Source organism: Streptosporangium sp. NPDC020072 (assembly GCF_040631445.1).
Taxonomy (GTDB): Bacteria; Actinomycetota; Actinomycetes; order Streptosporangiales; family Streptosporangiaceae; genus Streptosporangium.
Genome location: NZ_JBEYAB010000002.1, coordinates 109,999 through 136,795, shown reverse-complemented (window position 1 = coordinate 136,795; position 26,797 = coordinate 109,999). Strand labels below are relative to the sequence as shown.

The following is a 26,797-nucleotide window of genomic DNA, read 5'->3' as shown; positions in this document are numbered from 1 at the left end:
TCCGGCCAGGGTGACTCCGGGATCGTGAAAGTCGCCGCTTCACCCCCGCGTGACGACTCCGGGACGCGTAGACCTGTCCAGGTGATGAGCACTCTCCAGGACATCATGGCGGGGACGGGCGGAACCACGGCGGGGGAGCACCTGCACGCCGTCCGGCGCAGATCGGTACGGCTGCTGCGGCCCGAGCGCAATCCGGCGGGCCTGGTGGCCGCCGTACTGGTCTCGGCGGCGCTCTCGGCCGCGGCCTGTGTGACGGCGGGGCTGACGATGGGCTCCCCGATGGGGCGGGTGCCGTACCGCAGGGTCGCCGAGGGGATCGGGGCGGCCAGGTGGTCCGACCCCGCGGTCTTCGCCGTGGCGCTGGCGGTGACGGCGGCCGGGATCGTGCTGTTCGCCCTGGCCGTGCTGCCGGGCAAGACCCGGTTGGTGCCGCTGGAGTCCGCGGACTCCCGGATGGTGATCGGCCTGACCAGGGCGGGGCTTCGCCGTACGCTGCGGGCGGCGGCGGAGTCGGTCGACGGGGTCGGGCGGGCCCGGGTACGGCTCGGCTCGCGTGACATCGAGGTCACCGTGTTCACCGACGCCGACCGGACGGGCCACCTGCTGCGTCAGGTGGGCATCGTCGTGGGCGACCGGCTGACGGCCCTGGGCGCGATGTGCGCGCGAGAGATCGTCGTACGGCTGTGCAGGAGGGGAGCCTGATGCGGGCCTACCTGGACAACAGGGTCGGCCTGGCCCTCACGGGGGTGACGCTGACCGGGGCGGGGATGTACGCCTGCCTGCGGGGGCAGAGGAAGCTCTCCTCCCAGCCACGCGACGACCGGATCATGAGCCGGGGGCTGCCCTCCTACCTGGAGCAGCACGCGTGGCTGGGATGGCTGGTGGCGTTGCTACTGGTGGTGCTGGCGCTGCTGTCGATCAGGTGGCTGCTGCGCGCCCTGGGCTGGGGACGGGTGGGACGCCGCAGCGCCACCGGTACGGCCATGCTGGGGGTCGCGGTTAAAGAAATCGAAGGGCTCGTCCGAGTTGGCGTCAGGCACGCGAAGGACGATCGTCTGCGCGTCGCGATCACCTGCGGGCCGGCCACCGACGTCGGCAGGCTCGTCGCGCGGCTGAACAAGGACGCGGTCTCCAAGGTCCGCAGGACGATAGGGGACGAGAACCTCGGCGCCTGGGTCAGGCTGCACGTCCGGGGCCGCTGACCTCGCCGGTCCCGGTGCCGTCGGTCCCGGGACGGCCGGGGCGGCGGGGGCGGCGGGGGCACGGTCCCGTACGGCGAAGGCGAGTCCCGCGGCCAGGCAGGCGAACGGGACGGCCGGGACCACGTAGCGGTGGTCGAAGGCCGCGATGAAGGGCGGCAGGGCCAGCAGTACGGTCCCCGCCGCCCACGGCAGCAGCACGACCCCGCCGAGCCGCCGCCAGTTGCGCAGCACCCCGGCCAGCCCGACCAGCACGATCACGGCGAGGACCGGGCCGCGCAGGAAGCCGTTCTCCTGGTAGAGACGCAGCCAGCCCGCGTACGGCTCGACGAGACGGGTCTCGCCGGAGGCGCCCTGGTAGGCGACGGTCAGCTCCTCGGCGGTCCTGCCCTGGGAGGCGGCGCCGGTGGGGAAGGGCCTGGCGACGGCGGGGAAGACGTAGGCGCTCTGCGGGCCGGGGGTCGGGTAGACCCTGCGTTCCCAGTCGAAGACATGGGCCACGTCGGTGAGGCCCGCGGTGAGGAAGTCGAGCGGCTGCGCCCTGATGGCCTGGGCCGCGAAGGCGCCCGCGAGCCTGTCACGCTCGGCCCAGGTTCCCTTGACCTTGTTCAGGGGCGAGGAGGCGTCCCAGATGTAGACGGGCGGGGCCTTGCGCTCGGCGACGGGGACGGTCGGGCACAGCGCGGCCTCGGGACCGGCGGGTTTGATCCTGGCGCAGTCGGCGAAGGTCATGGTGCGCGCCCAGAGGAAGGCGTTTCCCCTGGTCAGACCGTAGTTGCCGTACTCGGAGGCGAACCAGGCCGCGTAGCCGCCCAGGCCGATCGCGCAGGCCAGCGCGGTGGCCGTGACCGCCCGCCATCCGGACCGTCCGATCACCATGCACACCAGCACCACGAGGGCCAGCGGCAGCCCGATCGTCCTGGTCACGGTCGCCGCCGCGAGCAGGAGCCCGGCGAGCAGCGCCGCCCACGCAGGCGGGCGCCGCCGCCACATCACCAGCGTGACCGCCGCGACCACGAGGAACTCCATCGGCAGGTCCGCCATGACGAGGTGTTCGAGCTGGACCTGGTGGACGTCGAGCAGCACGGGGAGCGTGATCAGCGTCGCCCCCCACCCCGGCAGCCCTCCCCGGCGGCGCAGCAGGAGGTAGACGCACAACGCCGTGGCGAGCCCGAGCAGGTGCTGGATCACCACGACCGCCTGGACGCTGGACAGCGGGCGCAGCGCCCACAACAGCAGGGAGTAGCCGGAGGGCCGGGACTCCATCGGCCGGGGGTCGAGTCCGGCGCCGAGGTAGACGAAGGAGTCGGCCCAGAACCACAGCGTGGGCCGGTAACCGAGCACGGCCAGCGCGCGCACCCCGATCCCGGCGAGCAGGGCCAGCGCGAAGAACCAGTGAGAGCCACGGGAACCACGGGAGCCCGGGGAGCCGCTGTGGTCACGGTGGTCGCCGGGGAGGGCGGACGCGCGGTGGCGGGCCCGGCCTCCCGGACGTGTCTTCTCCGGCTGTGAGACCTCCGTCGGCACGACGTCCTCCCGACTCTCGGTGACAGCGGCACCCAGCATAGGGGCGCTACGGCGAGTGGCCGGGTGAGATGTCAAAGTTCGTGGAGTTTGGCGTGTTTGCCGGGAGGTCGGGTCAGCATTCGATGACGTTCACCGCCAGGCCGCCCCTGCTCGTCTCCTTGTACTTGTCGAGCATGTCGCGGCCGGTGTCACGCATCGTCTTGATCGCCTTGTCCAGGGAGACGAAGTGGCGGCCGTCGCCGCGCAGCGCGATCCTGGCCGCGGTGATGGCCTTGATCGAGGCCACCGCGTTGCGCTCGATGCACGGGATCTGCACCAGGCCGCCGATCGGGTCGCAGGTCAGCCCCAGGTTGTGCTCGATGCCGATCTCGGCGGCGTTCTCCACCTGCTCGGGGGTGCCGCCGAGCGCCTCGGTCAGCCCGGCCGCCGCCATCGAGCAGGCGGAGCCCACCTCGCCCTGGCAGCCGACCTCGGCGCCGGAGATAGAGGCGTTCTCCTTGAACAGCACGCCGATCGCCCCTGCGGTGAGCAGGAAGCGCACCACCCCGTCGTCGTCGGAGTTCGGGACGAACCGGTCGTAGTAGGTGAGCACGGCCGGGACGATGCCCGCCGCACCGTTCGTCGGCGCCGTGACGACCCGCCCGCCCGCGGCGTTCTCCTCGTTCACCGCGAGGGCGAACAGCGAGACCCAGTCCATCGCGTGCAGCGGGTCCTTCTCCGCGGCCTCGCTCTGCAGCCTCCGATGGAGCTGGTGGGCTCTGCGCCTGACCTTCAGGCCGCCGGGCAGCACGCCCTCCTTGGCGATGCCGCGCCCGACGCACTCGCTCATGACGCGCCACAGGTTCAGCAGCCGGTCGCGGATCTCCCGCTCGGACAGGCCGAAGGCCTTCTCGTTCTCCAGCATCAGCCCCGAGACGGAAAGACCCGTCTCCGTGCAGTGGCCGAGCAGCTCGGCCGCCGTGGTGAAGGGGTACGGCAGGACGGTGTCGTCCGGTTTGATGCGGTCGGCGCCGGTGGCGTTCTCGTCGACCACGAAGCCGCCGCCGACCGAGTAGTAGACCTTCTCCCGCAGGACGTCGCCGGTCTCCCCGAAGGCGGTGAACCGCATGCCGTTCGGGTGGTGTGGCAGGGAGATCTTGCGTTCGAAGACGAGATGCTCACCGACCACGAACGGGATCTCGCGGGAGCCGTACAACCGGATCGTTCCCGAGGCGCGCATGGCGGCCAGCCGTTCGTCGACGGTGTCGACGTCGACGAGTTCGGGTTTTTCGCCGGTCAGGCCGAGAAGGACGGCCTTGTCGCTGCCGTGGCCCTTGCCGGTCAGGCCGAGTGAGCCGTAGAGGATGACCTCGACCCGGGTGGTCTTGTCGAGCAGGCCGTCGTGGTCGAGCCCTCTGGCGAACCTGTGGGCGGCGGCCATCGGGCCGCCGGTGTGCGAGCTGGACGGGCCGATACCGATCTTGAAGAGGTCGAAGACGCTGATCGCCATTGATCTGCCCTGCCTTTGCGCTGTCCCGCGGTCGTGATCACGCGCGCCGGTGGACGCGCGTGATCACGACGCAAGATTAGATATTTCAGGATTCGCCCGAAGTGAGTGCCGTGTACTCCTCGGGGGACAGCAGGTCCTCCGGGTCACCCTCAAGCCGGACGCGGAACAGCCAGCCGTCGCCATAGGGGTCACTGTTGACCAGCGAGGGGTCGTCGACGACGGCCTCGTTGACCTCGACGACCTCACCGCCGACCGGCGCGAAGATGTCGCTCACCGACTTGGTCGACTCGACCTCGCCGACCGCCTCACCCGCGGTGAGCGAGGAACCGGCCTCGGGCAACTGGACGAAGACCACGTCACCGAGGGCGTTGGCGGCGTAGGCGGTGATGCCGACGGTCAGGGTCAGGCCGTCATCTATGCCCGAGATCCACTCGTGCTCCTTGGTGTAGTGCAGCTCCTCGGGAATGTCACTCACTTTTTCCTCCTGTAGAAAGGCAGCTCAACGACCTCGACCGGCTCGTGACTGCCCCGGATGTCCACGGCCAGTCCAGCGGACGTTCCGTTGTCCACGTAGGCCATGGCGATCGGCCTGCCCAGGGTCTGGGAAGGCGCTCCGCTGGTCACCTCTCCGACGACGACGCCGTCGCCGGAGACCACCGGATACCCGTGGCGGGGCACCCTGCGGCCGGTCGCGATCAGTCCCACCAGGCGGCGGGCCGGGGGGACGTCCTTGAGCGGCTCAAGGGCGGCCCTGCCGACGAAGTCGCCTGGTTTGTCAAACCTCACCACACGGCCGAGCCCCGCGTCGAACGGGGTGAGATCAGCGGAGAGCTCGTTGCCGTACAGCGGCATCCCCGCCTCAAGACGGAGGGTGTCACGCGCCGAAAGCCCGGCGGGCAGCAGGCCGTACGGCTCGCCCGCCTTGGTGAGCGCGGCCCACAGCGGCTCGGCGTCGTCGGCGGCGACGAACAGCTCGAAGCCGTCCTCGCCGGTGTAGCCGGTGCGGGCGACGAGGGCGGAGAGCCCGGCGACGGTCGCGGGAAGGCCCGCGTAGTACTTCAGGCCGTCGAGGTCGGCGTCGGTGAGCCCGCCCAGGATCTCGCGGGAGCGCGGCCCCTGTACCGCGACCAGCGCGTACTGCTCGGAGCGGTCCTCGACCGCGGCCTCGAAGGCCCCGGCGCGCTCGGTCAGCTCGGCGGCGACCCGGGGGTAGTTGGAGGCGTTGGCGACGACCATGAACTCCTGGTCGGCCAGGCGGTAGACGATCAGGTCGTCGAGCACGCCGCCCTGGGGATCGACGATCATCGTGTAGCGGGCGCGTCCCGGCTCAAGGGCGGAGATGTGACCGACGAGCGCGTAGTCGAGGGCCTCGCCTGCCTGCGGGCCCGTCACGAAGATCTCTCCCATGTGGGAGAGGTCGAACAGGCCGGCCGCCTGGCGGACCGCGTTGTGCTCGGCGGACTCGCTTCCGTAGCGCAGCGGCATCAGCCAGCCCGCGAAGTCGGTCAGCGTCGCGCCGAGGGCCTCGTGAACACCGCGCAGCGGCGTGGGTCGGGACATGTTCGCACCTCAGACAGGGGTCGGATGAGAAGCATCCTCCCCCTCTGTCATGGATGCCTGAGAGCTTCGCCCGATTTTTGCCGGACTTTCACCTTCGGCGAGGCCGTACGGCCTGCTTTCCAGAGGCACCTACCCACGCGGTCCTTTGCCTTGAGAGGTTTGCGGGGAGGGCTTGCTCCTTCAGGGGTCCTGGCCTGGATGTCAGGACGCTCTCCCGCGCGGGCTCGTCGGTGTCCCGGCCAGCCTAACCGTAGGCGAGGGCCGAGCGAAATCCCCGGGTCGGGACAGAGTGTCCGGTTAGGCGTGATCATGACGGCTCTCGCATAACCTGAAGGTGCAGTGGGGGATTTGTTCCAACATCGAATCGTGGAAACAGGACGGCTACCGCTCTTCTGTTTCTTCGTCGCGCTGATCGTCGCCTTCGTCTTCACCCGCATCAACGTCCGGCTCATCCGCGCCAAGATCGGCTGGTTCGGCAACGTCAGCGTCGGCGACATGCACATCCACCATGTGGTGTTCGGCGTGGTGCTGACGATGCTCGGCGGGGTCTCCGGCCTGCTCGTCTCCGGCGTCTCCCAGGGGTGGTACGCCCTGACCGCGGCCGTCTTCGGGGTGGGCGCCGCCCTCATCCTGGACGAGTTCGCGCTGATCCTGCACCTGCACGACGTCTACTGGGAGGAGGAGGGCCGCACGTCGGTCGACGCGGTGTTCATCGCGATCGCCGTCACCGGTCTGCTCCTGCTCGGCCTGCGCCCGCTGGGCTGGGAGCGGCCGGACGGCACGCCGCAGGGGACGTGGCTGGCGGTCGGCTTCCTCGTGCTCAATCTCATGCTCGCCGTGGTCACCCTGCTGAAGGGGAAGATCTGGACGGGCATGGTCGGTCTGTTCGTCCCGCTGCTGCTGATCGTCGGGGCGCTGCGGCTGGCCCGGCCCGGCTCCCCCTGGGCCCACTGGTTCTTCGCCCCGGGCTCCCGAAGGCCGAGGCCCTGGAAACTGGCCAGGGCGCAGCGCCGTGAGGAGCGCTGGCGCCGCCCGGCCATCAAGGTCAAGATCGCCTTCCAGGAGTTCGTCTCCGGCCGTCACGACCTGCCCTCCTCCCGCCTGCGGCCACGCCGCTGACCTCGGTGAACCGCCGTGCCGTACTGTCGCGCGCCCGGTGAAACTAATCTCATTAGACAGAAGCTAATGGGATTAGTTACAGTCTAGGGACTCTAGGAGAGAGGGGCGCGTATGGCGCGGGCCGGGTTGACGACGGATCGGGTGACGCTCGCCGGTGCCGAACTGGCCGACGAGGTCGGGTTCGACCGGCTGACCATGTCGGCGGTGGCACGACGGCTCGGGGTGAAGGACGCCAGCCTCTACGCGCACGTTCGCGGCCTTGAGGACCTGCGCGGCCGGATCGCCCTGCTGGCGGCCGACGAGAAGAGCGTCCGCATCGCGGAGGCCACCGCGGGGCTGGCGGGCAGGGACGCGCTGGTCGCGTACGCGACCGCCTACCGGGACTACGCCCGCGAACACCCGGGCCGCTACATGGCGACGCAGATCCCCACGGAGATCGACCCCGAGCTCCTGGCCGCGGCGCGCGGGCCGCGGCGCGCGATCGAGCTGACCTACGGCATGTTGCGCGCCTACGCCCTCGGGGAGCCCGACCTGACCGACGCGGTACGGCTGCTGCGCAGCATGCTGCACGGCTTCATCAGCCTTGAGGCGGCGGGCGGGTTCGCGCACTCGCGCCCGGCCGAGGAGTCGTGGTCACGCTGCCTCGACGCCCTGCACACCCTCCTGGAGCGCTGGCCCGCCGATCACGAACCACACGGTGAAGGAAAGAGGACATGACCGAGACGACCACCGGACGCCTGCGTGTGGACGGCGCCGAGCTGTACTACGAGGTGCGGGGGCGCGGGCCGCTCCTGCTGCTGATCCCCGGCGGCACCGGCGGCGCCGCCTCCTTCGAGGAGATCGTCGACGACCTGGCCGCCGACCGCACGGTCGTCACCTACGACCCGCGCGGCCTGTCCAACAGCCCTCTGGACGACCCGGCGGCGCCTCAGCGGGTGGAACAGCACGCCGAGGACGCCCTCGGGCTGATCGACCTGCTGTCCCCCGGGGAGCCCGTCAGCGTGGCGGGCTGCAGCTCGGGGGCGATCGTCGCGATGCGCCTGCTCACCGCCCACCCCGGGCGGGTCGCACGTGTCGTGGCGCACGAGCCGCCGCTGGCCGAGGTGCTGCCGGACGCCGCCGAGCACCGCGCGATGCTCGCCCGTGTCCGGGAGGCCTTCGACCGGGAGGGGCCGATGGCCGCGGCGACCGTGCTCGCGGCCGGTCTCAGGCGGCCGGGGGAGAGCGCCGGCGCGCGGCCCGCCGCCGAGCTGTCCCCCAGGGCGGCCGCGCGCGTCGAACGGTCGATGGCCGACGCCCCCTACTTCATCGGGCGTGTCATCCCGAGCTTCATGGCCCACGTCCCGGACGTGGACCGGCTGCGGGCCCTGTCGGACCGGCTCGTGCTCGCGGCCGGGGCGGACTCCCACGGCGAACTGCCCTACCGTCCCGCGGCCCTCCTGGCGGAGCGGTTCGGCACGGAGCTGGTCCACTTCCCCGGCGGGCACACGGGGCTCAGCACCCACCCCGCCGAGTTTGGGAAGCTGCTTCGCGAGGTGCTCGACGCCCGGTGAAACCGGGGCGCGGCGTCCACCGGCCGAGCGGAAAACAGAGAGAAGACCGTCGGGGCCGTACGGCATGATGCCGCCCATGGATCACACTCGCTATCTCGACCTGATCCGCGCCGACGGTGATCTCCTGCTCGCGGCCGCGGAGCGGGGGCTGGACGCCCGGGTGCCGTCGTGCCCCGGCTGGACCGGCCGTGACCTGCTCCACCACGTCGGAGGGGTCTACGACCACAAGGTCCTGTGCATGCGGCTCGGGCGTGACCCGCAGAAGGCCGAGCGGACGCCGCTGCCCGGCGACGCCGCGCTCAGGGACTGGTTCCTCTCCCAGCGTGAGACGCTGCTCGACCAGCTCGTCATGCGCGGGCCGGGCGCGCCCTCCCACACCTGGTTCCCGCCGGACCAGACGGTCGGCTTCTGGTACCGCAGGATGGCCCACGAGACGGTGGTCCACCGGATCGACGCCGAGTTGATTGACGGGGGGCCGACCCCGGTCGACCCCGAGCTGGCGGCCGACGGCGTCGACGAGCTGCTCGGTTTCATCACCCACGACTTCGGCGGCAGGCCCGAACGGGAGCAGGGCGTCGGCCGTACGGTCGTGCTGGGTTGCGGGGACCGGGAGTGGGCGCTGACGCTGCGCGCGGACCGCGCGGTGTGGGCGAAGGAGGGGGCGACGCCGGACGCGCGGATCGACGGCGAGCCGGAGGATCTCCTGCTCCACCTGTGGAACCGGCGCGGGGCGGGCGGCAACTCCCTCAGGAGCTCCGGTGACGTGGACGCGCTCGCCGGGCTGTGGGCGCGCCTGCAGGAGGAGACCCAGTAGGCGGTCCGGGGTCGTTCACGCGGCGCCGATGAGGCTCCGCACGGTCAGGCCGAGACCGAGCAGCATGACGGCCACGGCGGTGCCGATCGGCAGGAGCGAGGACAGGCGGCTCGCCACGCCGTTTCCCCCGGCCGCCAGGCGGCCGAGGCGCCCGGCGAGTTTGACCAGCAGCAGCCCGGTGAGGGTGAGCGTGCCCGCCATGCCGAGGCCGTACGCCAGGATCAGCGCGATCCCGAACCATGTGCGGCCGAGGCCGATCGCGCCCAGCAGGACGACGAGCGCCGAGGGGCTGGGCACCAGCCCTCCGGCCACGCCCAGGCCGACCAGCCCGCGCCGGGAGCGGGGCGTCGGCTCGCGGGGGAGGTCCTCCTCGGCCCGCCGTTCGAGGACGGCGACCGGCGCGTACCCGTGGGCCGCACCGCCGGGGACCTCCCGGACGGGGGAACGCCGGGGAACGACGGGGGCACGGCCGTGGGTGTGGCCGTGCCCGTGACCGTGGGCGGGGGCCTCGCCGGTGCGGTGGGCATGCCAGGCGGAGCGCAGCAACCCGGCCCCGACCAGGGTGATCAGCAGACCGCTGACCAGGCCGAGCCAGGCGAGCACCGCCTCGCCGGTGAGCGCGGACAGGACGGTCAGCAGCAGACCGGCCACCAGGACGCCGACGGTGTGGGTCACGGTGACGGTCGCGCCGACGATCAGCGCGTCACGCGGACGTCCCCGTCTGCCCGCCAGGTAGGCGGCCATGATGGTTTTGCCGTGTCCCGGGATGAGGGCGTGCCCGGCGCCCAGCGCGACGGCCATGAGCACCGAGAGCAGCACGAGCGGCGCGGTCGGCGAGTCGGTGCCGACCAGGCCGGTGAAGGTGTGGTCGAGCCAGGCCGTCACACCGCCGAGCGGACCGCCGGACAGCCCGGACAGGTCGGACGGCCCGGGCGTCGGGGACGGCACGGCCGCCGAGGGACCTGTCTCCGGGGTGACGCTCAGCCGCGCGGTCCGCTGGTCGAGGGGTGCGGCCAGCAGGTCGTCCGGGTAGGACCGCAGCCGTCCGCTGACACTCGTCCCGGGAACGGAGGACCGGCTCAGGCGCAGACCGCCGGAGGCGACCGCGGTGATCTCCCGCCAGCCGGTCCGGTCGGGCAGGTAGTCGTCGCTGAAGTCGACCGTCCCCCGGGCGCGGACGTCGGCGGTCAGGTCGCACGTCAGGCGGCTGGTCCGCAGGCCGCCCTGCCCCCGGGCGTACCGCAGGCCGCTCCCGGCGACACGCCAGGCGACGGGGGAGCCGTTGACGGTCAGCCGCTGTGCCCCGGCGAGCGCGGCGCAGCGGGCGGCGCCGTAGGCCGCCAGTTCGGCGGCGGACACCCTGCCCGAGCCGTCGGTGTCCATCTCGGTCACGGCCTGGAGGGTGGGCAGCTCGGCGCTGTCGACGACCGCCGTGTTCTCGATCCGGTCGGGGGTGATCCGCAGGCCGTCGTAGTGGTTGACGGTGAGGTCCCCCAGCGGATGCGCGGCGGCGGGCGAGGCGAAGGCGGGGAACATCGCGACCGCCAGGCAGGAGAGGACGAACAGGAGCCCTCCACGACGCCGTTCCCGCGCGCCGTACCGGCCCGCGGGCGGTGGGACCTGTGCCGATGTCATGCAACCTCCCGAGGCTCACGGACGCGGACGGGGCTCCGTCGTGCCGGCGAACGTTCGATCTCGGCGTCGGCGGTCTGCGGTGCCCCGGGGAGTGCCCCGGCCCGCCGGTGGCCGCCTGGTCGCCGCTGGAATGCTTCCGGCTCCGGGTGGCTCTTTCGTGCGGCGGCACGGCGGAAAGAGCAGAAAATTCATGGATTTTTCCCTTGGGGAGACCGAAGAGGGCATCCCTCCCCGGGTGTCCCGCTTCTCTTGCGTCAACCATGGTTGACATGCCGATCGCGTCAACCTATGTTGACGGAATCGACTTTCGTCTACGAAACCGGCCGTGCCGCTCGAAAGGGGCGTGTGCGCAGTAGATATGAAGCACGTCGGTCGGGGGCCGGTCATGTCATCTCAAAGGAGACGGGAATTGTCAGAGACCGCGTCGTGGCGCCCGCTGTTCGCCTACATCAGGCCACACCGTTCCGCCCTGTTGCTCGGCGGCGCGCTCAGCCTGGTCGGCTCGCTCGCCGGCCTGGCCATGCCCCTGCTCGCCAAGACGGTCATCGACGCCTTCGGCGCGAACCGGTCCCTGGCCGGGCCGGTGCTCGGCCTGACGGTCGCGGTCGTCGTGGGCGCGGTCGTCGGCGCGCTGGGCAGATACGTGCTCGAACGCATGGGGGAGGGAGTGGTCTTCGCCGCCAGGCGGGGTCTGGTCGGACGCATCCTCAGGTTGCGGGTCTCCGAGGTCGACCGTCTCAAACCGGGTGACCTGCTGTCCCGGGTGACCTCGGACACCACACTGCTGCGCGCGGTGTTCACCGAGGGCGTCGTCGAGATGGTCAGCGCGCTGTTCATGCTGGTCGGCGCCATCGTGATGATGGCGGTCATGGACGGGCTGCTGCTGGTGGTCACCCTGGTGGTCCTGGCCGTGGTCGGCTCGCTGGTCGGCCTGGTCATGCCGCGCATCCGGCGCGCCTCCACCCAGGCGCAGGTCGCGGTCGGCGAGATGGGCGCGGTGCTGGACCGGGTGCTGCAGGCCTTCCGCACGGTCAAGGCCAGCGGCGCGGAGGAACGCGAGATCGCCACCGTGGACGCCGCGGCCCGCGAGGCGCGTGACAGGGGGGTCGCCGTCGCCTGGTGGACCTCGATCGCGGGCATCTCCACCTGGGTGGCCGCCCAGCTCGCCTTCGTCGCGGTGCTCGGCGTCGGCGGCGCGCGGGTCGCCTCGGGTGCGCTCGCGGTCTCCTCGCTGGTCGCCTTCCTGCTCTACCTCTTCTACCTGGTCTCCCCGATCGGCCAGCTCGTGCACGGTTTCACCCAGATGCAGAACGGCCTGGCCGCGGTCAGGCGGATCAGGGAGATCGAGGAACTCCCCGCGGAGGAGATCGGGACCCCGGCGGGCGTCTCCGGCACGACTCCCGCCGGGGTGGGCTTCCGGGACGTGGTCTTCCGCTACGGCGAGGACCGGCCGGTCGTGCACGGCGGCGTCTCCTTCGAGATCCCGGCGCGCGGCCTGACCGCCCTGGTCGGCCCGTCGGGGGCGGGCAAGTCCACGGTCTTCGCCCTGCTGGAGCGCTTCTACGAGCAGCAGTCGGGGACGATCACCGTCGACGGCCGTGACGTGCGGGACTGGCCGCTGCCCGAGCTGCGGGCCGTCCTCGGCTACGTCGAGCAGGACGCGCCCGTGCTGGACGGCACGCTGCGGGAGAACCTCGTCTTCGCCGCCCCCGGGGTCGACGAGACCGACGTCCGGCGGGTGCTCTCGCTGACCAGGCTCGACGACCTGGTCGCCCGGCTCCCCGAGGGCCTGGAGACCCAGGTCGGCCATCGCGGGATCATGCTCTCCGGTGGGGAGCGTCAGCGGGTCGCCATCGCCAGGGCCCTGCTGCGCAGGCCCAGGGTGCTCCTGCTCGACGAGGCGACCTCCCAGCTCGACGCGGTCAACGAGATGCGGCTGCGCGAGGTGATCGCCGAGGTGGCGAAGGAGACGACCGTGCTGGTGATCGCCCACCGCCTGTCCACGGTGACCAGTGCCGACCGGATCGTGGTCATGGAGGGCGGGGTCGTACGGGCGATCGGCACGCACGGGGAGCTGCTCGACGACGACGACCTCTACCGCGAGCTGGCCGCGACCCAGTTCCTGCTGCCGACCTGAGGGAGACGGCCGCCGGAGTCGAACTGATCTCCCGGGTTTCGTACGGCTCCCGCAAATTTACGTGGTGGAGAGGGCGATGGTTCGGGCGCCGGTCTCCTCCGTCGGTTGGCGCCGGAGGAAACCGGGCATCCGCCCTGTGCGAAGCCTCTTCTTCGCTCAGGAGCGCCCCTCGGGACGCTCACCGGGTTCGGCCTCCGGTCCGGTTCGTGCGGGACAGGGCAGGGCACAGGCCGATGTGGCGGTGGTGGAAAGGATGGGGCGTCCCGGCGTGCGGCCTGGGACGCCCCCTTTTTTATGGGTTCACCCCTGCCATGGCGCCTCCGCCGTCATGTCCACCTTTCCGTGAGGTGTATGAACGACACCGGGACGGGAGGGAGATGGAATGCCGGTGGGAGGGCGAGCGGTTGGAGGGGACGTGGGGGAAGGACTCGATCGACTTCTTGAGGGCCGGAGGCTCTCGCCCGTGCAGCGGCGGATCGCGCGCTATCTCAACGACCACCTGGCCGAGGCCGTCTTCCTGTCCAGCGTGGAGCTGGCGGAACGGGCCGGGGTGAGCCAGCCCTCGGTGACCAGGTTCGCCACGTCGCTCGGCTTCGCCGGCTATCCCGAGCTGAGGCAGGCGCTGCGGCCGTTCGTGGTGAGCGAGCGGCCCCTGTCGCGGGCCAACGACCTGCAGACCGCGATCGACGCGGAGATCGAGAACCTGCGGAGTGTGCGCGACCGGCTGGCCGACCCCTCGGTCATCGCCGAACTGGGCGCCGCGCTGGCCGGGTGCGAGCCGCTGCCCGTTCTCGGGCTGCGGGTTTCGAGCGGGCTGGCCACCACGTTCGCCTACTTCGCCCGCAGGATCCACCCCGACGTCCGCCTGCTGACCCACGGCGGCTCCGAGCTGGCCGACGGCCTGGACGCCGCGCGCAGGGCGGGGGCCGCCTGGCTGGTCGCCGTGGTGCTTCCCCGCTATCCGGCCGAGGCCGTACGGGCCCTGCGCGGGGCCAGGGAGCTGGGCCTGCGGACCGCGGTGATCACCGACAGGCGCGACGTGCCGTTCGAGGCGGACGTGATCCTGGACGCCCCGGTCGGTGAACGCCTGGTGTTCGACGCGCACACGGCGCCGCTCGCCCTGGCCATGGTGCTGGTCGAGGCCATGGCGGACGCGGCGCCGCTGCGGACGCAGGCCCGGCTTGAGGAGTACGAGCGGATGATCGACAGGGCCGGGGTCTTCACCGGGAACCGGCCGGGTACGGCTAGCCCGCCAGCTTCCGCAGGGAACGCACGGACCAGGTGAGGGTCAGGGCGCCGAGCACGAGGAAGACGGCGAAGGCCACCGGGATCGTGGTGTCGGTCAGGCGCTCGGCGAACAGCGAGCGCCCGGCCTCGACCGCGTAGTAGAGCGGGTTGAACCTCGCGACGGTCTGCATCCACTGCGGGCCGAGGGAGACCGGCAGCAGCATCCCGGCCAGCAGGGTCAGCGGAAGGGCGAAGAACTGCACGATCTGCGACAGGCCGTTCTCGTCGCGGATGGCCAGCGCCAGGCCGTAGGAGAGGCTGGCGGCGAACAGGCCGGTGGTGGCCATGAGCAGCAGCATCAGCAGGGCCGCCGCCGGGCTCAGCCGCAGGCCCATGAGCACGGCGACGCCCATCACCAGCAGCGCCTGGCAGGCGAGCACGAGCATGTCCTTGACGACCCGGCCGAGGATGATCGCGGGCCGCCAGGCCTGGCTGACCGCCAGCCGTTCGAGCACGCCGTTGCGGGTCTCGTTGATCATGGCGAAGCCGGTGAAGAGCGAGCCGAACAGCGCGATCATCATCATCGCGCCGGGGGTGAACATCCGCAGCGCCTCACCCATCGTCCCGCCCCGGGTGGTCGTGGTCAGCAGCGGGGCGAACAACAGCAGGTAGAGCACGGGCTGCATGATGCCGATCAGCACCCAGGCCGGATTGCGCAGGATGGCGCGCAGCTCGTGGCCGAAGAACAGTGCGGTGTGCCGGAACATGGGGGGTCCTAACGTTTCGACGGTGGGGGTGGTCGTCAGGCGGCGTCACGCAGGGAACGCCCCGTGTGCCGCAGGAAGACGTCGTCCAGCGTGGCCCGGTCGAGGGAGATGGACCGGATGGCCAGCCCGCCGGCCTCAAGGGCGCGCAGCAGTGACGTCAGGTTGCGCTCGCCGTCGTCGAGGTAGGCCAGCAGCGCGTCGTCCCGCTCCTGGGTCTCCTTGATGTACGGCTGCGCGGCCAGCAGCGGCAGCGCCGCGGCCCGGTCGTCGACCCTGAGGGTGACGACGTCCCCGGAGATCTCCCGCTTGAGTCCCTGCGGGGTGCCCTCGGCCACGACCTGGCCGTTGTCGATGATGACGAGCCGGTCGCACAGCGCGTCGGCCTCGTCCAGGTAGTGGGTGGTCAGCAGCACGCTGGTGCCCTGGTCGCGCAGGGCGCGCACCTCCTGCCACAGGTTGGCACGGTTCTGCGGGTCGAGGCCGGTCGTCGGCTCGTCGAGGAAGATCAGCGGCGGCCGGTTCACCAGGCCGACCGCCAGCGCGAAGCGCCGCTTCTGGCCGCCGGACAGCGTCTTGAGGGGGCGCCGGGCGATCTCGGTCAGGCTGAAGGCCGCGAGCAGCTCGTCGGCCCGGACGGCCGCCTGCCTGCGGGAGTGGCCCGCCAGGCGCGCGGCCAGCAGGAGGCTGTCGAGGCCGGGGGCGTTGTCGTCCATCCCGCCCGTCTGGCCCACGTACCCGATCCGCTCCCTGACCTTGGCCGCCTGCCGTACCACGTCGTATCCGGCCACGGTGGCCGTTCCCGCGGTCGGGGCGGTGAAGGTGGCGAGCATCCTGACCGTGGTGGTCTTGCCCGCTCCGTTGGGGCCGAGGGCGGCGAAGATCTCGCCCTCGGAGACCGACAGGTCGATGCCTCTGACGGCCTCGACCTGCTCGCTTCCGCCTCGCCCGCGCCTGGTGAAGGTCTTGCGCAGTCCGCGCGCTTCGATGATCATTACACTCCGTTCCGCCGGGTGTCCGGGGGGTGACTGGGGGTGGGGAGGCGCTCGCGCGACCTCCAGGGAAAGGCTGGACCCTCTCGCGGTGTGAGGCTCAACCCCTTTTCACGGCAGCTTTCCGTCGCGAACCTTCTCCATGGCCTCTTCGAGCCAGGTGAGCTGGGCCTGGAGCTGCAGGATGTTGAGCCGCAGGCACTCGTCGATGTGCCGGGGGGCGCCGAAGGCCTGCTTGCCGCCGATCGCGCGCTCGGTCATGGAGATCGAGAAGCGCAGCTGCGCGGCCCTGGCCTCCATCGCCGAGGTCAGGTCGGCGGGTGAGAGCCGGTCCATGAAGGTGAGAGCGACCTGGAACGGGTCCACGATCGGCTTGATCTCCCACCAGTGGCTCATCAGGTGCCGGGCGAACTCCGCACGGCCGATCTCGGTGATCCCATAGACGGTCTTGCCTCCCTTTCCCTCCTCGACCCGCTCAAGGAGGCCTTCGTCGGCCATCTTGGCGAGTCCGTGGTAGATCGAGCCGTAGGCCACGTTGGCCCAGTGCTGGGTGCCCATGAGTTCGAGGCGGCGCCGCACCTCGTAACCGTGGAGAGGGCCGTCGAGCAGTACGCCGAGCAGTAGAACACGAGTGGAGGACATGTGCAATTTTTTATTCAAGTTTGAATACGATGTCAATCGTGGGCTACGGTGCCGGGCGTGAGAGAGATCAGACGTGACGACGACGGCGCCCTTCTGGGTTACCTGCGGCCGGTGGGGGACGCCTGGCAGCCGCTGACCGTGTTCGGCTATCCGCTGGGGGAGCCCCGCCCGGACGAGGAGGCGGCCGAGGAGGTCCACCGCTCGGGCCTTTCCGTGCTGGGCGAGCCGTGGCTGTTCCTGCAGGAGGGCAGGTGGCACCGGTGCGTCATCCTGGAGGCCGACGAGCGGGAGGTCAGGGTCCGGCCGACGGGCCACGACTACCCGCACGACGTCTACGCGCTCACCCTGGAGCGTCCCGGGCCGGACACCTTCCGCCCCGAGTAGGGTGATCCACATGTCCGAACGTCCCCTGGCACTGGTGACCGGAGCCTCGCGGGGGGTCGGCGCCGCGGTCGCGCGCGCCCTGGCCCCCACCCACGACCTGCTGCTCGGCGGCCGGGACACCGCGGCGCTCGCCGCGCTGTCCGCGGAACTGCCGGGCTCGCGCCCCTGGCCGATCGAGCTGACCGCGGTCACCGAGGCCGACGTCGCCGGGATCGACCGGCTCGACGTGCTGGTGCACAGCGCCGGGGTGGCGATCCTGGGGCGGATCGCCACGACACCCGCCGAGGTCTGGCGGCGCACCCTGGACCTCAACGTGGTCGCGGTCGCCGAACTGACCCGGCTGCTGCTGCCCGCCCTGCGCGCGGCCCAGGGGCGGGTCGTGCTGATCAACTCCGGGGCGGGCCTGCGGGCCAACCCGGACTGGGGCCCCTACGCCGCCAGCAAGTTCGCGCTGCGGGCCTTCGCCGACGCGCTCCGCCTTGAGGAGCCCGCCCTGCGGGTCACCTCCGTCTATCCCGGGCGGATCGACACCGACATGCAGCGCGGGGTCCGCGAGCAGGAGGGCGCGGCCTACGAGCCGGACAGATATCTGACGCCCGAGTCGGTCGCGCGGGTCGTGCTCACCGCGGTGAGCGCCACCCCGGACGCCCACGTCACCGAGATCACCGTCCGTCCCAGCGCGGGCCCGGTCAACTGAGCGGTGTCTTGGACGACCCTTTTGCCCTTCATGTGAGCCGTGCGGGGCGCCCGTGAACGACCCTGTTCACATAATGAAGGGTGTTCGCCGCAGCGCGGGGAGACTCCTTCCCGTCCTCGCCAGGAGCGCCCCAGACGCCCGGGCGGGGAGCGTCCGTGCCGGAGACGGCCTACTGGTGTGAGCTGGCCTGGCTGCCACCGGGCGAGGTCGCCTCGGGGGTGCTCGTCACGGTCACGGGCTCACGGATCTCCGAGGTGGCCTCCGGCGTCGCCGTCCCTCCCGCCGGGGCCGTACGGCTGGCCGGGCTGACCCTGCCGGGGCTGGCCAACGCGCACTCCCACGCCTTCCACCGGGCGCTGCGCGGGCTGACACAGCGGGAGAAGGGCAACTTCTGGACCTGGCGTGAGCGGATGTACGGCGTCGCCGCGACCCTGGACCCCGACTCCCACCACAGGCTCGCCACGGCCGTCTTCGCGGAGATGGCGCTGGCCGGGATCACCTGTGTGGGGGAGTTCCACTACCTCCACCACTCACCGGGCGGCGGGCCGTACGGCGATCCGAACGCGATGGGACACGCGCTCGTCGAGGCGGCGCGACGGGCGGGCCTGCGCATCGCGCTGCTGGACACCTGCTATCTGGCCGGTGGCATCGGCGTTCCGCTGACGGGCGCCCAGCTCCGCTTCGGGGACGGCGACTCGGAGCGGTGGGCGGTCCGGGCGGAGGAACTGCTGGGGGCCTACCGGGGAGAACACGACGTCGAGGTCGGGGCAGCGCTCCACTCGGTGCGCGCGGTGCCCGCCGAGCAGATGCCCGTGGTCGGCGCCTTCTCCCACCACCACGCGGTCCCGCTGCACGTCCACGTGTCCGAGCGGCGCGAGGAGAACGCCGCGTGCGTCGAGGCCTACACCGCCAGCCCCGTCCAGCTCCTGGCCGAGCACGACGTCCTGGGACCCCGCACCACGGCCGTGCACGCCGTACATCTGTCCGAGGTGGACGTCGCGCTGCTCGGGCAGTCACGCGCCCACGTCTGCGCGTGCCCGACGACCGAACGGGACCTGGCCGACGGTCTCGGCCCTGTCAGGGCGCTGTTCGACGCGGGGTCGCCCGTCACGCTCGGCTCGGACAGCCAGGCGGTGATCGACCTGTTCGAGGAGGCGCGCGGCGTCGAGCTGAGCGAGCGGCTCGTCACCGAACGGCGCGGCCACTGGACGGCCGCCGAGCTGCTCCAGACCGCGACCGCCGCGGGGCACGCCTCGCTGGGATTCCCCGAGGCGGGCATGCTCGTGCCGGGGGCCTGGGCGGACCTGGTCTCGGTGCGGCTGGACTCGGTCCGCACCGCGGGGGCCTGCCAGGAGGACGCCGTGGAGATCACGGTCTTCGCCGCGACGGCCGCGGACGTCCACTCCGTGGTCTCAGGGGGCCGCCGGGTGGTCGAGGAGGGCAGGCACGTCCTGGGAGACGTGGGCGCCGCACTCGCCGCGGTGATCGCCGAGGTGCGCGGCGTGGTTTGAGCCCTCCCGGGCGGGGAACCGGGGGACCTCATGGCGCTGTGTCCTGAGACATCCTCCTTGAGGAGGAAATCCAAAACCGTTCTCTCGGCGTACTTTTTTGGGGAATCTTTGCCCTGGTCCGGGCGTTGTTGAGGCAAGCGGCATGTTCGCGCGCCCGGGGTCTCGATTGAGCGCGCGGGCCTGCCATAAGCAGGCGGAACGAGGTGCCATCTGATGGCAAGGCCGACGGGGAATCGGACGCAGGATCAGCACGTCTCTGATCGAGACCTGCTTGGGACATACCTGGCTGAGATCGGAAGGGTCCCCCTGCTCACGGCGGAGGAGGAGGTCGAGCTCGCCAAGCGGATCGAGGCCGGTCTCTTCGCCGAGCAACTGCTCGACGGCGGGTTGCGGGAACCGCGTATCGCGGACGCCGCCGACGAGGAGCTCGAAAGACTGGCTGTTTCCGGGCAGCGGGCCAAGGATGAGTTCATTCAGGCCAACCTACGTCTTGTGGTGGCGGTGGCGCGCAAGTACTCAGGGCGTGGAATGCCGTTGATCGATCTGGTCCAGGAGGGGAACCTGGGTCTGGTCAGGGCGGTTGAGAAGTTCGACTACCGGCGCGGTTACAAGTTCTCGACGTACGCGACGTGGTGGATCCGCCAGTCCGTCGGCAGGGCGATCCACGAGCAGGCCAGGCCGGTGCGGCTGCCGACCCACGCGGGCGAGCAGATGACCAGGCTGATGCGTGTCAGGCGCGACATGCTGGCCGAGTTCGACCAGGAGCCGACGGACGCCGACCTGGCCGAGGTGCTCGAACTGCCGATCGAGAGGGTGCGCGAGCTGCGCCGCTGGGCCTCCGACCCGGTCTCCCTGCAGCTCGGCGTGGGCGACGAGGACGAGACCGAACTCGGCGACATGATCGCCGACGAGACGTGGGCCGACCCCGAGCAGCAGGCCATGGACATCCTGGAGCGCGAGCGCCTTGAGGAGTGGCTGACCGGCCTTGAGGGACAGACCCGTGAGATGCTCCGCTGGCGCTACGGCCTGATCGACGGCCGTGAGCACACGCTGACCGAGGTCGGCGAGCGCTACGGCATCGGCCGTGACCGCGCCCGCCGCATCGAGCGCGACGCCCTGGCCAGGCTGCGGAAGATGGCGATGGCGGCCTGAACCCCTACGATCCGGTACGGCCTCGGGGAGCCGTACCGGATCGGGTCCGGGGTCAGCGTCCGGGGAGTTCCTCGATGAAGCGGTGAAGAATGTCCCGCGTCATGAGCGCCGGTTCCGCCTGGACGACCAGCTGGTTCATGACGTGCCAGAAGCGCTGCACGTCACTCGGCCTGTCGGGGCAGGCGGCCCCGATGAGCTGCCTGAGATAGACGACGTCGGGAAGCTGCTGCTCGGGCATGCGCAGGATGGTGACGGGCCCGCCGCACGCGGCGTGGCCGCCCGCGCTGAACGGCAGGACCTGGACGGTGACGTGGTTGAGCTCGGTGACGGCGACCAGGTGTTCCAGCTGGGCGCGCATCACCGCCGTGCCGCCGACCGGACGGCGTAGCGCCGCCTCGTCGATGACGGTCCACAGCCTCGGGGCGTTGGGCCGGTGCAGGATCCGCTGCCGCCTCATGCGCAGCTCGACCCGGCGTTCGCACTCGGCGCTCGTGGCGTCCTGGTGGGCGAGCCGGATGGCGGCGCGGGCGTAGTCCTCGGTCTGCAGCAGCTCGGGGATGAGCTGGACCTCGTAACCGCGGATGACGTCGGCGGCCTGTTCCAGACCGAGATAGGCGTCGAACCAGCTCGGCACCAGATCGCTGTAGGGGTGCCACCAACCGCGCCGGCTGGCCTGTTTGGCCATCGCCAGCAGCGTGGCTCGTTCCGCCTCGTCGGTGAGGCCGTAGAGGGTGAGAAGGTCGGCCACGTCGCGCTGCTTGAAGCCGGTGCGTCCCAGCTCCAGGCGGCTGATCTTGGAGCGCGAGGCCCGGATCGTCTCGCCCGCCTCCTCAAGGCTGATGTTGCTGACCTCCCGCAGCCTGCGGAGCCGGACGCCCAGCAGCATCCGCAGGACGGTGGGTCCGCTCCCTGCGGGGGAGTCGTCCGTGGTCCGGCCGTCGGGCCGGTCCTTCACGGTCTCGATGTTCATGTTCAGTCACTTTCTGGCGACGGTCGCCGACGTCGGACCGCGGCGCGCCGGTCTCGGGAAAACCGGAGCACGGCGACCGTCCACCGTCCCGCGCGGGAGATCCCGTACGGGGGCGGGGGTGGTCACCGTGTGTCCGGGAGAGGCCACCGCGGACCGTCACGGCGCGGTCCGCGCGAGGTGTGGTGGAGACCTACCTCTTACGGGCGACGCCGCCCAGCGCGTCCACGTCGGCGACCGGGTCGAGGAGAGGCACCTCGGGCCGCCAGTGTGTGATCGGGACGACACCGGGTTCCAGGAGGTCGAGGCCGTCGAAGAAGCCGGCGAGTTCCTCCGGGCTGCGCAGGTGGTAGGGGGCCGCGCCGCTGTCGTTGTACTGCTGCGTGGCCGCGAAGTTCTCCGCGTTGGTGTCGACGCTGTCGTTGAAGGCGAGGAAGCTGCCCGAGGGCAGGGCGTCCATGAGCCGTCTCACGATGGCGTGCGCCTCGCCGGTGTCGCGGACGTGCCCGGTGATCTGCATCAGCACGAGCGCGACGGGCCGGGTGAGGTCCAGCGTCTTGGCCGCGGCGGCCAGGATCGTGTCCGGGTCGTACAGGTCGGCATTGATATAGGTGGTCATGCCCTGGGGGGTGCTGGTGAGCAGCGCGCCCGCGTGCACCAGGACGAGGGGGTCGTTGTCGACGTAGACGATGCGGGAGTCCGGAGCCACCCGCTGGGCCACCTCGTGGGTGTTGTCGACGGTCGGCAGGCCCGTGCCGATGTCGAGGAACTGGCGGATCCCCTCCTCGCCGGCCAGGTGCCGGATCGCGCGGGCGAGGAAGTGCCGGGACGCGCGGGCGAGCCCGGCGATACCGGGGAAGACCTCGGCGAACTGCTCGCCGGCCTCGCGGTCGACCGGGTAGTTGTCCTTGCCGCCCAGCCAGTAGTTCCAGATCCGGGCCGAGTGCGGGACGGTGGTGTCGATTTCTGGCTTCTGCTGGGAAAGCTTCCATTCGGAAGGATTCTGCGGGGAGGAAGGTGAATCATCACGTTTCACCACAGGGGGAGGTCTCCTGTCGTACGCGTATTCCGCTGTCGTCACACACGATAAGGTCGGCGATCCCGTTCGTAGTCAGTTATTGATGATCTTGTCGATATTTGCTGACGTTCGTCCGTTTTGTGAGTAAGGGGCTGGTGTCACCGTCCCGGCCTGTGGCGATGTGTCAGGGCATTCTCTTTCGTGGCCTTTCGTGGGGAAACCAACCTGTCCGGCGGCTGGTTTGGGATGGATCGCGGCCTTCGGGGACTCTGTCCGAAACGTGGCTGAAACACCGTGTCGTGGAGTTTCACAGATCCGAAACACATCGTGCGGCGCCGTGAAACCACCGGGGAACACGCTGGGGCGCATCGTCAGTGCGCACGGTCGACGGAGCCCGGAGGCGTTCACTGCGACCTGAGACAGGCACGCGCCATTCGTAAGGAGGGTCGCTTCGAATGAAGATCGACAGCGGCACCACTGCCTGGATGCTCACGGCCACCGCGCTGGTGTTGCTGATGACTCCGGGGCTCGCACTGTTCTACGGCGGCATGACCAGGGCCAAGAGCGTCCTGAACATGATGATGATGTCGTTCGCGAGCATCGTCACCGTCACCGTCGCCTGGGTGCTCTACGGGCACTCACTGGCCTTCACCGAGAACGGCAACGGGATCGTCAACGCCTTCGTCGGCGGGCTGGACGCCCTGGGGCTGCAGAGCCTGGTGGGCACGGCGACCAAGGCCGACGGCACCGGGATGCCGAGCCTGGTCTACTCCGCCTTCCAGCTGACCTTCGCGGTGATCACCGTCGCCCTGATCAGCGGCGCCGTCGCCGACCGCGCCAGGTTCGGCGCGTGGGTGCTGTTCACCGCGGTCTGGGCGAGCGTGGTCTACCTCCCGGTCGCCCACTGGGTCTGGGGCGGCGGCTGGTTGTTCGACCTGGGCGTGGAGGACTTCGCGGGCGGCACGGTCGTCCACATCAACGCCGGGGCCGCGGCGCTCGCGCTGACCCTCGTGCTCGGCAGGCGCGTCGGCTGGCGCAGGGAGCCGATGCGCCCGCACAACCTGCCCCTGGTGCTGCTCGGCGCGGGCCTGCTGTGGTTCGGCTGGTTCGGCTTCAACGCGGGCTCGGAACTGGCCGTCGACGGGACCGCGGGGCTGGCGTTCATGAACACCCAGATCGCCGCCGCCGTCGGCGCGGGCGCCTGGCTGGTCGTGGAGAAGGCGCGCGACGGCCACGCGACCAGCCTGGGCGTCGCCTCGGGCGCGGTCGCGGGCCTGGTCGCGATCACCCCGGCGTGCGGCTTCGTCGACCCCTGGGGCGCGGTCGTCATCGGCGCCGTCGCGGGCGCGGTCTGCGCCAGTGCCGTCGGCCTGAAGTACCGCCTCGGCTTCGACGACGCACTCGACGTGGTCGGCGTCCACATGGTCGGCGGCGTGCTCGGCGCGGTCTCGCTCGGCTTCCTGGCCGCCTATCCCCTCCTCGGCCAGCAGGGCAAGGGACTGCTGTACGGCGGCGGCCTCGGGCAACTGGGACTGCAACTGCTGGGCCCGATCGTGGTCGCGGCCTACTCGTTCGCCGTCACCTGGGTCATCGCCAAGATCATCGACAGGACCGTGGGGTTCAGGATCGGCGCCGACGACGAGGTCACCGGAATCGACATCACCTCCCACGCCGAGACCGGCTACGACCTGGGCACCGTGCACGCCTCCGGCGTCACGGTCAGGACCCCGGCGGCCAGTGGCACCGCGAAGAAGGTGGACGCATGAGACTCATCACCGCCGTCATCAAGCCCTTCAAGCTCGACGACGTGAAGGCCGCGCTGGAACAGTTCGGCGTCAGGGGCATGACGGTCAGTGAGGCCAGCGGGTACGGCCGCCAGCGTGGCCACACCGAGGTCTACCGGGGCGCGGAGTACCAGGTGGACCTGGTGCCCAAGGTCCGGCTTGAGGTGCTGGCCGAGGAGGACGACGCCGACGACGTCATCGACGTCATCGTCAAGGCGGCGCAGACCGGCAAGATCGGGGACGGCAAGGTCTGGTCCGTCCCCGTGGACACGGTCGTGCGGGTCCGCACCGGGGAACGCGGCCCAGAGGCGTTGTGAACCGGCGTTCCTACGCCGCGGCCCGCAGGGAGCGGACCGCGGAGGTCGACCGCTGGCTGGCCGGGCTGCTGAGGAGCGCCCGCGGCGCGCCGTACGGGAAGGACGGCGCGGGGAGCGGGGAACGCGAGCCGTCCGGGATCGCGCTCGTCGCGGTCGGCAGCCTGGGCAGGGGCGAGCAGGCGCCGGGCAGCGACCTCGACCTGGTCCTGCTGCACGACGGCCGGCACGACGTGGCGGCCGTCGCCGACCGGCTCTGGTACCCGATCTGGGACTCGGGCGCGGGCCTGGACCACTCGGTGCGGACGGTCGGGGAGGCCGTCGCGGTCGCCGGAGACGACCTGAAGGCGGCGCTCGGGCTGATCCAGGCCCGGCACGTCGCGGGCGACCCGGAGCTGACCAGGGCGGCCAGGGAGGGCGTGCTGGCCGGGTGGCGGGCCGACGCTCGGCGCAGGCTCGCCGAGCTTCGTGAGGCCGCGGGCCTGCGGGCGGCGGCCCGCGGTGAGCTGGCCTTCCTGCTGGAACCCGACCTCAGGGACGCGCGCGGCGGCATCCGCGACGTGCAGGTCATGCAGGCGGTCGCCGCGGCCTGGGTCGCCTCGGCGCCGGGGCCGAGGGTCAGGCAGGCCCACGAACTGCTGCTGGACGTCCGGCACGCCCTGCACCTGGTGACCGGGCGGGGGAGCGACCGGCTGGTGCTCCAGGAGCAGGAGGCGGTCGCGGGCGTCCTCGGCCTGCTCGACGCCGAGGTGCTGATGCGCGCTCTCGCGGAGGCGGGGCGGACCGTCACGCACGCCTTCGACGCCACCTGGCGCGCCGTCGACCGGCTGGTCGGCGGCCCCGCGCCCAGGGGGCGCCGCCCGCTCGCCGACGGCGTGGTCGAGCAGGGCGGCGAGGTCGTGCTCGCCCGCGACGCGGACCCGCGCGCCGATCCGGTGCTCGTGCTGCGCGCCGCGGCGGCCGCCGCCGAGGCGGGGCTGCCGCTCGCGCAGGCCACGGTGAGCGCGCTCGCCGCCCACTCGCCGCCGCTGCCCGTACCCTGGCCCGCCGAGGCGCGCGACGCCCTGGTCGGGCTGCTCGGCGCGGGACAGGCCGCGGTGCCGGTCTGGGAGGAGCTGGACCAGGCGGGTGTGGTGGTCGGTCTGCTGCCCGACTGGGAGCGTGTACGGCACCGCCCGCAGCGCAATCCCGTGCACCGCCACACCGTGGACCGGCACCTCATCGAGACGGCCGCGGGGGCGGCGTCGTTCACCCGCGAGGTGGCCCGGCCCGACCTGTTGCTCGTCGCCGCGCTGCTGCACGACCTCGGCAAGGGATGGCCCGGGGACCACTCGGTGACCGGGGCGGTCGTGGCTCGGGATATCGGCGCCCGGATGGGACTCTCCGCGCCAGATGTGCAGACCCTGGAGCGGGTGGTCCGTCACCACCTGTTGCTGCCGGAGACCGCGACCCGCCGCGACCTCGACGACCCGGTGACGATCTCCAGGGTGGCAGAGGCGGTCGGATCACGCGAGGTCCTGGAGCTGCTGGCCGCGCTCGCCGTCGCCGACGGCCGCGCCACGGGACCCGCCGCGTGGAACTCCTGGAAGGCGTCCCTGGTCGCCGACCTCGTGCGCCGGGTGCGCTCGGTGCTGTCCGGCACGCCCGTCAGACCGGCCCCGGTGCTCTCGGCGGCCCAGACGTCCCTGGCCAGACACGGTGGCGGCGCCGTACGGGTCAACGGGGGAGCGGTCACCGTCGTCGCCCCGGACAGGGCCGGGCTGCTGTGGAGCGCGGCAGGGGTGCTCGCCGCGCACCGGATGGTCGTCCGCGCCGCCTCGGCCGCCTCCGCGGGGGCGACGGCGGTGATCGAGTTCGCGGTCGTCCCCGAGTACGGCTCGCCGCCCGATCCGGCGACCCTGGAGGCTGACCTGCGGCTCGTTCTCGCCGGACGGCTCGACATCGGGCGGCGCCTGGCCCGCAGGGCCGCTTCGGCCCGGCCGCCCCGGGTGCCGGTCGCGCCACCACGGGTCACTATTGTTGACGACGCGTCCAACACCGCAACCGTGGTGGAGGTGCGCGCACGGGACCGACCGGGACTATTGTGGCGAATCGGCGGGGCTTTTGGAGACTGTGGTCTTGACGTGCGAGCCGCACGTGTAGAGACTCTCGGCGCAGAGGCGGTGGATGTCTTCTACGTTGTCGATAGAGCCGGGCGTCCTCTGACTGACGAGGCCCAGCGGGCACTGGTGCGGGACCAGGTGCTTGCCGCCTTGCGATAACCATAGGAAATCGTTCTCTCGTCACCTTCGTAACGATTGCGTCCGGTTTGT

At 71.4% G+C, this 26,797-nt stretch carries 24 protein-coding genes and 2 riboswitches; of the genes, 14 read left to right on the top strand and 10 right to left on the bottom strand.

All coding sequences use genetic code 11. The features are described 5' to 3' along the window. Positions 1-84 precede the first annotated feature (84 nt). Positions 85-702, top strand: a complete 618-nt coding sequence (locus ABZ470_RS03920) for a DUF6286 domain-containing protein (protein ID WP_352009585.1) — start codon at positions 85-87, stop codon at positions 700-702. Positions 703-890: 188 nt separating this feature from the next. On the opposite strand, the gene ABZ470_RS03915 is transcribed toward ABZ470_RS03920, so the two are convergent. The 4 genes from ABZ470_RS03915 to gcvT all read right to left on the bottom strand — a co-directional run bounded on the left by ABZ470_RS03915 (position 891) and on the right by gcvT (position 5,775). Then, positions 891-2,726, bottom strand: coding sequence for a hypothetical protein (locus ABZ470_RS03915; RefSeq protein WP_362909789.1), 1,836 nt, complete (start codon positions 2,724-2,726; stop codon positions 891-893). Positions 2,727-2,838: 112 nt separating this feature from the next. Then, positions 2,839-4,215, bottom strand: coding sequence for an L-serine ammonia-lyase (locus tag ABZ470_RS03910; protein WP_362909787.1), 1,377 nt, complete (start codon positions 4,213-4,215; stop codon positions 2,839-2,841). Positions 4,216-4,300: 85 nt separating this feature from the next. Continuing rightward, positions 4,301-4,690, bottom strand: coding sequence for a glycine cleavage system protein GcvH (gene gcvH, locus ABZ470_RS03905; RefSeq protein ID WP_352009582.1), 390 nt, complete (start codon positions 4,688-4,690; stop codon positions 4,301-4,303). Further along, positions 4,687-5,775: a glycine cleavage system aminomethyltransferase GcvT gene (gcvT, locus tag ABZ470_RS03900; protein WP_352009581.1), complete on the bottom strand. Its 1,089-nt coding sequence runs from the start codon at positions 5,773-5,775 to the stop codon at positions 4,687-4,689. Before gcvT ends, gcvH begins: the two co-directional genes overlap by 4 nt. A gap of 41 nt (positions 5,776-5,816) precedes the next feature. Next, positions 5,817-5,901, bottom strand: a riboswitch (glycine riboswitch). A 2-nt stretch (positions 5,902-5,903) separates the two neighbouring features. After that, positions 5,904-6,002, bottom strand: a riboswitch (glycine riboswitch). A 139-nt stretch (positions 6,003-6,141) separates the two neighbouring features. Between gcvT and ABZ470_RS03895 the strand changes: the two genes are divergently transcribed. From ABZ470_RS03895 to ABZ470_RS03880, 4 genes are all read left to right on the top strand, one after another. Then, a complete protein-coding gene (locus tag ABZ470_RS03895) occupies positions 6,142-6,894 on the top strand; it encodes a hypothetical protein (RefSeq protein WP_352009580.1) in 753 nt (250 codons plus the stop codon). 111 nt (positions 6,895-7,005) lie between these two features. Continuing rightward, positions 7,006-7,611 carry a TetR/AcrR family transcriptional regulator gene (locus ABZ470_RS03890; RefSeq protein WP_362909785.1) on the top strand — a complete coding sequence of 202 codons (606 nt, stop codon included), beginning with the start codon at positions 7,006-7,008 and terminating at the stop codon, positions 7,609-7,611. Further along, positions 7,608-8,447, top strand: a complete 840-nt coding sequence (locus ABZ470_RS03885; protein ID WP_362909783.1) for an alpha/beta hydrolase — start codon at positions 7,608-7,610, stop codon at positions 8,445-8,447. The genes ABZ470_RS03890 and ABZ470_RS03885 overlap by 4 nt, the downstream gene beginning before the upstream one ends. Positions 8,448-8,523: 76 nt before the next feature. Then, on the top strand, positions 8,524-9,261 hold the full coding sequence (locus ABZ470_RS03880; RefSeq protein ID WP_362909781.1) for a maleylpyruvate isomerase family mycothiol-dependent enzyme: 738 nt from the start codon (positions 8,524-8,526) through the stop codon (positions 9,259-9,261). A 15-nt stretch (positions 9,262-9,276) separates the two neighbouring features. On the opposite strand, the gene ABZ470_RS03875 is transcribed toward ABZ470_RS03880, so the two are convergent. Further along, positions 9,277-10,896, bottom strand: coding sequence for a High-affinity nickel-transporter (locus ABZ470_RS03875; protein WP_362909779.1), 1,620 nt, complete (start codon positions 10,894-10,896; stop codon positions 9,277-9,279). Between the two features lie 409 nt (positions 10,897-11,305). Here ABZ470_RS03875 and ABZ470_RS03870 point away from each other — a divergent pair, with 409 nt between their 5' ends. Together ABZ470_RS03870 and ABZ470_RS03865 are read left to right on the top strand one after the other, a co-directional pair. Next, positions 11,306-13,033 carry an ABC transporter ATP-binding protein gene (locus tag ABZ470_RS03870; RefSeq protein ID WP_362909777.1) on the top strand — a complete coding sequence of 576 codons (1,728 nt, stop codon included), beginning with the start codon at positions 11,306-11,308 and terminating at the stop codon, positions 13,031-13,033. A gap of 415 nt (positions 13,034-13,448) precedes the next feature. Further along, entirely contained in the window at positions 13,449-14,318 is an 870-nt protein-coding gene (locus ABZ470_RS03865; RefSeq protein WP_352009574.1) for a MurR/RpiR family transcriptional regulator, read from the top strand. On the opposite strand, the gene ABZ470_RS03860 is transcribed toward ABZ470_RS03865, so the two are convergent. The 3 genes from ABZ470_RS03860 to ABZ470_RS03850 form a co-directional block, all read right to left on the bottom strand. Next, a complete protein-coding gene (locus ABZ470_RS03860) occupies positions 14,278-15,027 on the bottom strand; it encodes an ABC transporter permease (protein WP_352009573.1) in 750 nt (249 codons plus the stop codon). The genes ABZ470_RS03865 and ABZ470_RS03860 overlap by 41 nt on opposite strands. 35 nt (positions 15,028-15,062) lie before the next feature. Further along, positions 15,063-16,019, bottom strand: coding sequence for an ATP-binding cassette domain-containing protein (locus ABZ470_RS03855; protein ID WP_362909774.1), 957 nt, complete (start codon positions 16,017-16,019; stop codon positions 15,063-15,065). 108 nt (positions 16,020-16,127) lie between these two features. Further along, the gene (locus ABZ470_RS03850) at positions 16,128-16,658 is read right to left on the bottom strand and encodes a PadR family transcriptional regulator (protein WP_352009571.1); all 531 of its coding nucleotides are present in this window, start codon (positions 16,656-16,658) and stop codon (positions 16,128-16,130) included. 57 nt (positions 16,659-16,715) lie between these two features. Between ABZ470_RS03850 and ABZ470_RS03845 the strand changes: the two genes are divergently transcribed. The 4 genes from ABZ470_RS03845 to ABZ470_RS03830 all read left to right on the top strand — a co-directional run bounded on the left by ABZ470_RS03845 (position 16,716) and on the right by ABZ470_RS03830 (position 20,402). After that, complete coding sequence (locus ABZ470_RS03845; protein WP_352009570.1) at positions 16,716-17,042, top strand: hypothetical protein; 327 nt, start codon at positions 16,716-16,718, stop codon at positions 17,040-17,042. A gap of 10 nt (positions 17,043-17,052) precedes the next feature. Further along, positions 17,053-17,739: an SDR family oxidoreductase gene (locus ABZ470_RS03840; protein ID WP_362909771.1), complete on the top strand. Its 687-nt coding sequence runs from the start codon at positions 17,053-17,055 to the stop codon at positions 17,737-17,739. 155 nt (positions 17,740-17,894) lie between these two features. Next, positions 17,895-19,250: a formimidoylglutamate deiminase gene (locus ABZ470_RS03835; protein ID WP_352009568.1), complete on the top strand. Its 1,356-nt coding sequence runs from the start codon at positions 17,895-17,897 to the stop codon at positions 19,248-19,250. A gap of 213 nt (positions 19,251-19,463) precedes the next feature. Next, the gene (locus ABZ470_RS03830) at positions 19,464-20,402 is read left to right on the top strand and encodes a sigma-70 family RNA polymerase sigma factor (RefSeq protein WP_352009567.1); all 939 of its coding nucleotides are present in this window, start codon (positions 19,464-19,466) and stop codon (positions 20,400-20,402) included. Between the two features lie 52 nt (positions 20,403-20,454). Here ABZ470_RS03830 and ABZ470_RS03825 read toward each other — a convergent pair whose 3' ends face one another. After that, complete coding sequence (locus ABZ470_RS03825; protein ID WP_362909769.1) at positions 20,455-21,372, bottom strand: helix-turn-helix transcriptional regulator; 918 nt, start codon at positions 21,370-21,372, stop codon at positions 20,455-20,457. A 190-nt stretch (positions 21,373-21,562) separates the two neighbouring features. Next, a complete protein-coding gene (locus tag ABZ470_RS03820; RefSeq protein ID WP_352009565.1) occupies positions 21,563-22,405 on the bottom strand; it encodes an SAM-dependent methyltransferase in 843 nt (280 codons plus the stop codon). Positions 22,406-22,842: 437 nt separating this feature from the next. Between ABZ470_RS03820 and ABZ470_RS03815 the strand changes: the two genes are divergently transcribed. From ABZ470_RS03815 to ABZ470_RS03805, 3 genes are read left to right on the top strand one after another with little or no spacing between them, the layout of a single operon-like run. Then, positions 22,843-24,153, top strand: coding sequence for an ammonium transporter (locus ABZ470_RS03815; RefSeq protein WP_352009564.1), 1,311 nt, complete (start codon positions 22,843-22,845; stop codon positions 24,151-24,153). Next, positions 24,150-24,488: a P-II family nitrogen regulator gene (locus ABZ470_RS03810; RefSeq protein WP_184713272.1), complete on the top strand. Its 339-nt coding sequence runs from the start codon at positions 24,150-24,152 to the stop codon at positions 24,486-24,488. Before ABZ470_RS03815 ends, ABZ470_RS03810 begins: the two co-directional genes overlap by 4 nt. Then, complete coding sequence (locus ABZ470_RS03805) at positions 24,485-26,746, top strand: [protein-PII] uridylyltransferase (protein ID WP_362909767.1); 2,262 nt, start codon at positions 24,485-24,487, stop codon at positions 26,744-26,746. The genes ABZ470_RS03810 and ABZ470_RS03805 overlap by 4 nt, the downstream gene beginning before the upstream one ends. The last annotated feature ends 51 nt before the right edge of the window (positions 26,747-26,797 follow it).

Excerpts from the sequence above, each read along its gene's own strand:
- gcvT (WP_352009581.1), bottom strand. The coding sequence starts at position 5,775 with ATGTCCCGACCCACGCCGCTGCGCGGTGTTCACGAGGCCCTCGGCGCG.
- ABZ470_RS03885 (WP_362909783.1), top strand. The coding sequence starts at position 7,608 with ATGACCGAGACGACCACCGGACGCCTGCGTGTGGACGGCGCCGAGCTG.
- ABZ470_RS03855 (WP_362909774.1), bottom strand. The coding sequence starts at position 16,019 with ATGATCATCGAAGCGCGCGGACTGCGCAAGACCTTCACCAGGCGCGGG.
- ABZ470_RS03875 (WP_362909779.1), bottom strand. The coding sequence starts at position 10,896 with ATGACATCGGCACAGGTCCCACCGCCCGCGGGCCGGTACGGCGCGCGG.
- ABZ470_RS03920 (WP_352009585.1), top strand. The coding sequence starts at position 85 with ATGAGCACTCTCCAGGACATCATGGCGGGGACGGGCGGAACCACGGCG.
- ABZ470_RS03830 (WP_352009567.1), top strand. The coding sequence starts at position 19,464 with ATGGCAAGGCCGACGGGGAATCGGACGCAGGATCAGCACGTCTCTGAT.
- ABZ470_RS03810 (WP_184713272.1), top strand. The coding sequence starts at position 24,150 with ATGAGACTCATCACCGCCGTCATCAAGCCCTTCAAGCTCGACGACGTG.
- ABZ470_RS03880 (WP_362909781.1), top strand. The coding sequence starts at position 8,524 with ATGGATCACACTCGCTATCTCGACCTGATCCGCGCCGACGGTGATCTC.
- ABZ470_RS03825 (WP_362909769.1), bottom strand. The coding sequence starts at position 21,372 with ATGAACATCGAGACCGTGAAGGACCGGCCCGACGGCCGGACCACGGAC.
- ABZ470_RS03840 (WP_362909771.1), top strand. The coding sequence starts at position 17,053 with ATGTCCGAACGTCCCCTGGCACTGGTGACCGGAGCCTCGCGGGGGGTC.
- ABZ470_RS03860 (WP_352009573.1), bottom strand. The coding sequence starts at position 15,027 with ATGTTCCGGCACACCGCACTGTTCTTCGGCCACGAGCTGCGCGCCATC.
- ABZ470_RS03850 (WP_352009571.1), bottom strand. The coding sequence starts at position 16,658 with ATGTCCTCCACTCGTGTTCTACTGCTCGGCGTACTGCTCGACGGCCCT.
- ABZ470_RS03910 (WP_362909787.1), bottom strand. The coding sequence starts at position 4,215 with ATGGCGATCAGCGTCTTCGACCTCTTCAAGATCGGTATCGGCCCGTCC.
- ABZ470_RS03815 (WP_352009564.1), top strand. The coding sequence starts at position 22,843 with ATGAAGATCGACAGCGGCACCACTGCCTGGATGCTCACGGCCACCGCG.
- ABZ470_RS03890 (WP_362909785.1), top strand. The coding sequence starts at position 7,006 with ATGGCGCGGGCCGGGTTGACGACGGATCGGGTGACGCTCGCCGGTGCC.